Annotated in this window: 5 protein-coding genes; 3 read left to right on the top strand and 2 right to left on the bottom strand. The window is 60.8% G+C overall.

Annotated features, from left to right (window positions below):
• Positions 1 to 123: 123 nt before the first annotated feature.
• Complete coding sequence (locus M0D66_RS26035; protein ID WP_093636565.1) at positions 124 to 1,107, bottom strand: helix-turn-helix domain-containing protein; 984 nt, start codon at positions 1,105 to 1,107, stop codon at positions 124 to 126.
• Between the two features lie 268 nt (positions 1,108 to 1,375).
• Between M0D66_RS26035 and M0D66_RS26030 the strand changes: the two genes are divergently transcribed.
• Together M0D66_RS26030 and M0D66_RS26025 are read left to right on the top strand one after the other, a co-directional pair.
• A complete protein-coding gene (locus M0D66_RS26030) occupies positions 1,376 to 2,152 on the top strand; it encodes an SDR family NAD(P)-dependent oxidoreductase (protein ID WP_093636562.1) in 777 nt (258 codons plus the stop codon).
• A 76-nt stretch (positions 2,153 to 2,228) separates the two neighbouring features.
• Entirely contained in the window at positions 2,229 to 3,767 is a 1,539-nt protein-coding gene (locus M0D66_RS26025; RefSeq protein WP_054035445.1) for an amino acid permease, read from the top strand.
• A gap of 114 nt (positions 3,768 to 3,881) precedes the next feature.
• On the opposite strand, the gene M0D66_RS26020 is transcribed toward M0D66_RS26025, so the two are convergent.
• Positions 3,882 to 5,828, bottom strand: coding sequence for a hypothetical protein (locus M0D66_RS26020; RefSeq protein ID WP_266211948.1), 1,947 nt, complete (start codon positions 5,826 to 5,828; stop codon positions 3,882 to 3,884).
• Positions 5,829 to 6,677: 849 nt separating this feature from the next.
• Here M0D66_RS26020 and M0D66_RS26015 point away from each other — a divergent pair.
• Positions 6,678 to 7,763, top strand: a complete 1,086-nt coding sequence (locus M0D66_RS26015; RefSeq protein WP_093636556.1) for a glycosyltransferase family 4 protein — start codon at positions 6,678 to 6,680, stop codon at positions 7,761 to 7,763.
• Positions 7,764 to 7,766: the final 3 nt, after the last annotated feature.

Genomic DNA, 7,766 nt, shown 5'->3' with positions numbered 1-7,766 from the left:
CCCCGCACAGGGGCAACGCTAATAGACCACTAACAATGCAAGGAAAGGCACCAAACCCAGAACAAGAAAAGCCCAAAACCCTAAGAACACGGCCAACAAGCGCCGCAGGCAACAACCCACCCTTCAACCCGCGCGCGCCCTACTGCGCCGCCACGTCTCCGATGGCAACTCCCCAAACTGCCCCCGATACTCATTGGAGAAATTCCCAAAATGCCAAAACCCCCACCGCGTAGCGACTTCAGTAACAGACCCAGCGGCTCTCAGTTCCCGCCGCACATGATCAAGCCGAACCGCTCGTATATACGCTGAAGGATTCACCCCAACCGTATCCTCAAACGCATACTGCAAAGTGCGCCGACTCGCGCGAAACCGCGCACATAGCTCGGCGACAGACAGCGGGCAATCCGGCGACTCTTCCACCAGCTCACGAACGCTGCGCACAAGCTGCCAGTTCCGCGCGGTACGCGCTTCGACATTCCCGTGTGGATCCGCATCCCGCATTCCCTGCAATGCCTCGGCAAGACCAAATATCACCGACTTCTCGAACGAGGCCGCCACGCCGCCATCATCGAGCAGAGTCGGCGTCGCACTCACGGCGTCAAGCAATGGCTTCAGCACCTCGCGAAATCCTTGCAACCTCGCAGGATCAACATTCAACACACCAGGCCTCGCGCCCAGCAACGGCGCAATCTCGTCGAGCTGCGAGCGCAGCAAATGATCGCCAATCGCGTCAGGTTCGATCTCCAGATTCACCACCAGATGCGTATCGGGAGATAAAAACTCGAATCCGCCATCGCCGGAAAACACATGCAGACCGTCGCGATGACTCGTCTGCCCGCACAGCAGTGCATGCCCTTCGAGTTGAAATGGAATGCCCACGGCGAGCCTGGACCGCGCCACCTGGCCGCGTTGATAGACCGTGCGGTTCAGGCGTTCCACCAACACCCGCACGCCGCCCGCGGCGAACGAACTCACCGAGCCGTCGAAGGCGCCACGCGAAATCTGGCAATAGCTCTGGTTCCACGCGTCGAGCAACATCGCCTGCTCGTCGATGTTCCGGCAATAGCGAATCTCGACGGCGCTGCTTGTCTGATTGGCCGGCTGCATAGCTTCTCCCGATTCTGTTGGCGCTCCCCGAAAGCCTCGTGCCGACCAGTGTATGCGAAAAAAAGTCCGTGCCGCACCCGGGGTTCAGGCCGTCTGCGCTCATTCGGGTGCGCTCGAATCACCGCATGTAATGCATTTGTCAGTAAGGCAGATTTTTACGGGATTTTTACTTTTTGCCAATTTTGGATAGTCGCCGCTTTTTGCCGCCCCTACTTTGTGCACAACGCAATGCAACACAACGCACTGGACACTGGAACGGGAGTCACGCATGAGCAGAGCGGCAGGCAGGCTGGAAGGCAAGATCGCAATCGTGTCAGGCGGCGCGACCGGTGCGGGCGGCGCGGCGTCGCTGCTATTCGCGCAGGAAGGCGCGCAAGTCGCCGTGGTCGATATCAATACCGATGCGGGCGAGGAGGTCGTGACGCGAATTCGCGCGGCGGGTGGCACAGCCGAACTGTTCGCTGCCGATGTATCGAAGCGCGCTGCCGTGGACGCCGCGGTGGCGAATATCATGGCGCGCTTCGGGCGCATCGACGTGCTGTTCAACCACGCCGGCAGCATCGTCGTGAAGCCGTTCGTCGATACCACCGACGAAGACTACGACTGGCTCATGAACGTCAACGTGAAAAGCATGTTCATGATGACCCGCGCGGTGCTGCCGCACATGCTCGCGGCAGGCGGCGGTTCGATCGTGTGCACCGCGTCGATTTCGTCGGTCGCGGCCACGCCGCTCGAAGTGCTGTACTGCACGACCAAAGGCGCATGCGCCATGTTCGCCCGGTCGATTGCCGTCGAGTATCGCGACCGTGGCATTCGCTGCAACGCCGTATGCCCCGGTTTTATCGATACCCCGCATGGGCGCCGCGAAATCAGCGCACTCGCGAAGTATGGATTCGATGCGAGCGAAGCGGCGCTGTCGGTGCAGCAGGGCCGTCTGTGCGCGCCGGAAGAAGTCGCGCGCGCGGCGCTCTTTCTCGCCAGCGACGACGCCAGTTTCGTCAACGGCGCACATTTGTACGTCGACAACTGCTTTACGGCTGCGTGAGCCGGTCCTTCGTCGCGCGGTCACGCCTTAGCATCGCTCAGCCGCTTCGTCTTAACCCTGTTCAAAGGATCGCGTCATGGACATCAACACGGCTGTGCCGTCGGCGGAGTCCGCCGACAACGACGTCAAGCTGTTGCACAAGATGGGCTACGCGCAGGAACTGTCCCGGCGCATGGGGGCGTTCTCGAACTTCGCGGTGTCGTTCTCGCTGATCTGCATTCTGTCGGGCGGCATCACGTCGTTCCAGATGGGTTTGTCGGCGGCGGGCGGGGCGTCGATCGGACTCGGCTGGCCGCTCGGCTCGCTGTTCGCGTTGGTCGTGGCGGCCGCGATGGCGCAGATCGCGTCGTCGTATCCGACGGCTGGCGGCCTTTATCACTGGAGTTCGATTCTCGGCGGCAAAATGTGGGGCTGGCTCACTGCGTGGCTGAATCTGCTCGGTCTCGTGTTCGTGGTCGCCGCGATCAACTACGGTACTTATGATCCGTTCTTTCGCACGCTGATTGCGCCAATGTTCGGTGTGAGTCCAGATTCGCTCGGCTGGTGGCAGCAGACGCTCTTTCTGACGGTGATCACCGCCTCGCAAGCGTTCCTGAATCATCGCGGCATTCGCATCACCAGCAAGATCACGGACCTGTCGGGTTATCTGATCTTTGTGGTGACGGTCATGCTGGTGGTGTCCCTGCTGGTGTATTCGCCGGTCAAGATCGATCTGTCGCGGCTCTACACGTTCACCAACTTCACCGGTATCGATGGCGGCGCATGGCCCAAGCAGACCATCGCCATGGCGTTTCTGTCCGGTTTGCTGCTGACCGCTTATACGATCACGGGCTTCGACGCTTCTGCGCATACCTCGGAGGAGACGCATCAGGCGGCGCGCAATGTGCCGCGCGGCATCGTTGGCTCCGTGTTCTGGTCGACGACCTTCGGCTATGTGATGGTGTGCGCGTTCGTGCTGGTGATGCCGGATATCACTGCGGGGGTGAAGCAGGGCACCGGGTTCTTCGAAGCGATTCTTGCGCCGATTCCGGGACCGCTGCGCATCCTGATCGAGTTGCTGATGTTCTTCATCAACTACGTATGCGGTCTCGCAGCCGTGACGTCGACCTCGCGCATGATGTTCGCGTTTGCCCGCGACGGCGGCTTGCCTGGCTCGAAGTGGCTGCGCAAGGTGAATGCGGCACACCGCACGCCGGGTGCTGCAATCTGGACCTCGGCGGTGCTCGCGATCGTGGTGACGTTGTACGGCGACGCGTTCACGGTGCTGAGCGCGGGTAGCGCGGTGTTTCTATTCATCTCCTACGCGATGCCGATTGCTGCCGGCATTTTCGCCGAGGGCCGCACGTGGAAGGAAAAAGGGCCGTTCCAGTTGGGCATGCTGTCGAAGCCGTTCGCCGTGGCGGCGGTGTTCGGCGCGCTCGTGCTCGCCTATGTCGGCATGCAGCCGCCTAATCAGAAAGTGGTGTACGTGATTGTTGGTTTGCTCGCGATCCTGCTGGCGATCTGGTACGGCGCCGGTGTGCGCAAGAGCTTTGCAGGCCCGCCGATCGGCAAGGTGTCGAAGGAGCGCGAGCAGGAGTTGAGCGGGCTCGAGGGGCGACTGGGGGAAAGCTGACGCACTGCGAGTGCGCGGCCAGGCGCCGCCATCCATGTCTGAAAAAAATAACGTCAGCCGGCCCTGAAGCCGGCTGACGTTTTTACGTCTACCGCATGATGAGGCGGTTGCTAATTAGATACCGACGTATCCCACCGGCACCGTCGCATTCGACTTCGCAACCGAAGCGTTGTTCGACACCACATACACCGGCGATTCAGTCAGATTAAGCGTCAACGTCCCATTACTGTAACTCGCGCTCGAAGCATTCCCCATCATATCGACCACCTTCACGGTACCGCTCGTGCCCGGCGCATCCACAGTGAGGCTATACGGCACGCTATAGCTCGAGCTGAACCCAACACTCGCATCCCACACGCTATTGTTGTGCGCCCACAAAGCGGTGATCACCGCCCCATTCCCCACCTGCTGGAACGCGTACGCGTAGACCCCGGTCGGCGTGCCGTTCACCGCTCCAAGCGTATGCGTACCATCGAGCGTATGCGTCATCGCGCTGATCGCCATCGCGACTGGCTTCGGACTGATGTTCGTCGCACCAAATGCACCCTGCGCATCGCTCAGGTCGAAGAACGTGCCGTAGCCGACTTCGCCCGGATAGTCCGCACCGTAGAACACATAGGTCTGATCCGCGCCTTCACCCAGCGTGATGATGTGCATGCGCGCCGCGACCGCCGCTTGCGCGTACAGCACGTTCGCGGTCGGATAGTTCGGACCGTACGAGGTGCCGAGGTCGTAGCTGATGCCGGCTTCCGTGGAGAACAGCTTCATGCCCGTGCGGTAGTCGGTAGCCATTTCATTTCGCAGAGCGCGCATCTGGCCGCGCAGCGAACCTGAGGCTGTCGACGGGTCACTGTCGTAGCGCTCCGGCGGATGCGACGGCGAAGTGCCCGCGTCGTAGTAGCCATGCGTTGCCACCGCGTCGATGTATTGGCCGAAGCCGAGCGGCGCGAGGCGCTTCAGACGCGTCGTGGTCAGGCTCGGGAACGCATCGGCCGGGCCCATCACCACCGCGTTCGAATCGGTGGAATGGATGCCTTGATAGACGGACTGATACAGCGCGATGAAATTGGCATCGGTGTCGGTCCAGAACTCGTTGGGCTCCCACGTCACCTGATAGTAGTTCGCCGACTGGGTCGGGAAGTACGCCGCGCGAATCGCGCTCGATTCCGTGCCGACGCGGCTCATGTAGTTCTGGTAATACGAAAGGTTGGTCGGCACGCTCGTGTCGTCCTGGAACGCGCCGGTGCTGCTCGCCCAGGCAGGGATGCCGTCGAGACGGATCAGGCGCATCACGTTGCCGCTCTTGTAGAACGGATCGAGATTGTTCGTGGAAGGGTTGAAGGTGTTCGCGCCGTTCGGCTCCATCGTCGAAAGCTGGCGGTCGTCGATCGTCGACGAGATGCCGAGGTCGGCCAGCAGAGGGCCGTTGTCGTTCGCGCCCTGCATGCCGAAGCGGTGCTGGTCCTGATGCGCGTAGGTGACCGCAGGCACGACCTGAGACAGGTTCGGCAGCACACCGAAGGTCGCAATGCCGACCGGACGCGTGCCGGCCTGTGGCAGTTGGCCGCCGTTCTGCGCGAGTGTGCCCGTCGCGGCGAAATAGCCGGCGAGCGTCGAGGTGCAGTTGAGCGTGATGGTCTTCGAACCGCTCGGGACGGCGGTGCTGCCGCTCGCCGCCACTCGGCCGATGGTGTCCGTGACGGCCCAGTTCAGCGTGTCGGCATTCGGCACGTTGGTGCTGAAGGCGAGCTGGAAGGTGGTGCCGGAAGCGAAGATGCGTGTGCCGTCAGCACTCGGCGTGTCGGCGGAAATGGTGGCGCTGCCGGAGCCCGCCGAGACGGCCGGCGATGCACAACTGAGCGTCGCGACGGTGGTGCCCGCGCCGTTCACCGTGGCGGTGCCGCCGGTGCTGCTGTTGCCCGCCGCAGTCGAGTTGGACGAGCCGGAGCTGCCGTTGAGCTGGCTTGTTGCGTTGTTGCTGGCGCCGTTACCGCCGCCGCCACCACCGCAGCCCGCTAGCGCGAGAGAAAGTGTCGAAAGTAGGAGTAGTTGCGATTTCATCAATCTAACCAATGCGTTCTGTGAATATTCGCTTGCCTCTTCGCGCAAGGCGCGTAGGGAGACAGAGCAAACGTCGGGGTTCAATTGCAAGCCAGCCGATGACCGAGGCATCGACACTGGCCGTCCTGGATGCGCAACCATTCGGTCGCGCGAAGGTGTGATGCCTTCCCGGGTTGTCGGCCCCGAACGCATTTCTCTGCAGAGAAATTCTTATCGTACGAATCCATGCCACTCGTCATGGCGGATTTGGCGGAATCGGACGACCGGGGAAGGTGTGACGAATACAACGAACGTCTTGAGGAACAGCGCAATCCACATCGAAGTGCTTGAGTTCATCGCGCCATTCGATGAACTTTTTACTGTCCTGTAAGCAAGAAAGGCTCTGATGGGAAGAATCGACTGCAACAATACTCATTAGTATGTTTAAAAGAAGTAACGAGTCGTTACGTATGAACAATAAGGCAGTACTAATTGCATTGATCGCACCAAAAAATACGTATGAGGAGATTAGTCTTTGTCCGCCAAACAGAAATGGGGTCGAAAAGATTTGCAACGGATGCCTAACTATACGAATCGGGGTAAACCGCTGAGAAATGGGCGATAGCGCTCATTGCATAGCCGAAGGAGCCTTGCAGATGGCGGAAAAGTGCTGGGCCTTCGGTGTAACGTTTCCTCGCGATAGTGACTTCGCGGCGGAACTGTCGCTGTTTTACGGAGACGAGGCCGCGTCCCGCGAAAGGGGCGCGCCAGATGAACGATGATGGATGCCGACGGTTTTTGGGGGCGGTACTTGCTGGTCGGCTTGTCCATCCGCTGCGCAAAAAAGGCGGTTATCCAGAGAGATAAATCGTGAGAATTCTTCAGTTGGTTCATGCCCCGCGACTTTCCGGGGCAGAAGTACTTGTAAAAGGTCTCGCGATTCAACATCAGCGCGGCGGCCATGAGGTCTGTATAACGTCACTGCTTCCTCAGCAGGACGATTTCGTCGGCATTCGTGCGGAGCTGGAAGCCGCAGGCGTCACCTGCCTGTTCCCGACCAGCCGTCACGGCAGGGTGGGCAAATTGCTGCACCTGTATCGCGTGGTGCGCCAGTTCCGTCCCGACTTCATCGTGGCGCATGCCACGCTCGCCGCACTTTATGTGCGTCTTTTGCCCGTGCATACGCCGATCGCCTGGGTGATGCACTCCGGCGTCAATGACTTCGAGAACGGCGCGCTCAAGCAGGCGGAGCGCCTGCTGTCACGGCGGGCGAGAGCGATCATCGGCGTGTCGCAGCAAAATATCGACGACTACCTGCGAGAAATCGGCAAGCATCCGGCGATGGTCGTGATCCCGAATGGCGTGGACGCGTCGCTGTTCGCCGAAGACAGCAACCCATCCGTACCGGATATCGCCGTGCCTGCGAAGCAGATTGTTCAGCTAGGCCGCTATATAGAAGGGAAGAGTCAGCTGGACACGATCCGCGCGTTCGAGCGCGTCGTGCAGAGCGAGCCTGAAGCGCGCCTGCTGCTGTGCGGAGTCATCGAGGAGATTCCCTATTACGAGGCGGTGGTGTCGCTGGTTCATCAGCTTGGCCTCGACAGCCGCGTGACGGTATGCGGGCCGCGCCTGGATGTCGCCGCGATTCTTCGCTCGTCACGTGTCTTTGCGATGCCTTCGCGTTTCGAAGCGCAGAGCATCGGCTTTCTGGAGGCGCTCGCCTCGGGCATTCCTGTCGTGGCGAGCCGGATTCCGTCGTTCGGTTTTGCCAGTGGATTTGCCGGCGTTAGTCTCGTCGACACGGCCGATCCGGAGGCCTATGGCCGCGCCTTGCTCAAGGCGCTCGATATGCCGCGAGCGAACCGGCAACTGGCGGGATACACGTTGCACGACACGGCAGATCGCTACATGACGATCGCGCGCCAGTTCGTTCAGCCGCTGCGCGTGTCGACCTGAACC

This window comes from Paraburkholderia sp. SECH2 (assembly GCF_030464795.1).
Classification (GTDB): domain Bacteria; phylum Pseudomonadota; class Gammaproteobacteria; order Burkholderiales; family Burkholderiaceae; genus Paraburkholderia; species Paraburkholderia aspalathi.
This window is presented reverse-complemented; position numbering and strand designations above follow the sequence as displayed.

Coding starts and splice junctions, on each gene's coding strand:
- M0D66_RS26035 (WP_093636565.1), bottom strand. CDS start 1,107: ATGCAGCCGGCCAATCAGACAAGCAGCGCCGTCGAGATTCGCTATTGC.
- M0D66_RS26030 (WP_093636562.1), top strand. CDS start 1,376: ATGAGCAGAGCGGCAGGCAGGCTGGAAGGCAAGATCGCAATCGTGTCA.
- M0D66_RS26025 (WP_054035445.1), top strand. CDS start 2,229: ATGGACATCAACACGGCTGTGCCGTCGGCGGAGTCCGCCGACAACGAC.
- M0D66_RS26020 (WP_266211948.1), bottom strand. CDS start 5,828: ATGAAATCGCAACTACTCCTACTTTCGACACTTTCTCTCGCGCTAGCG.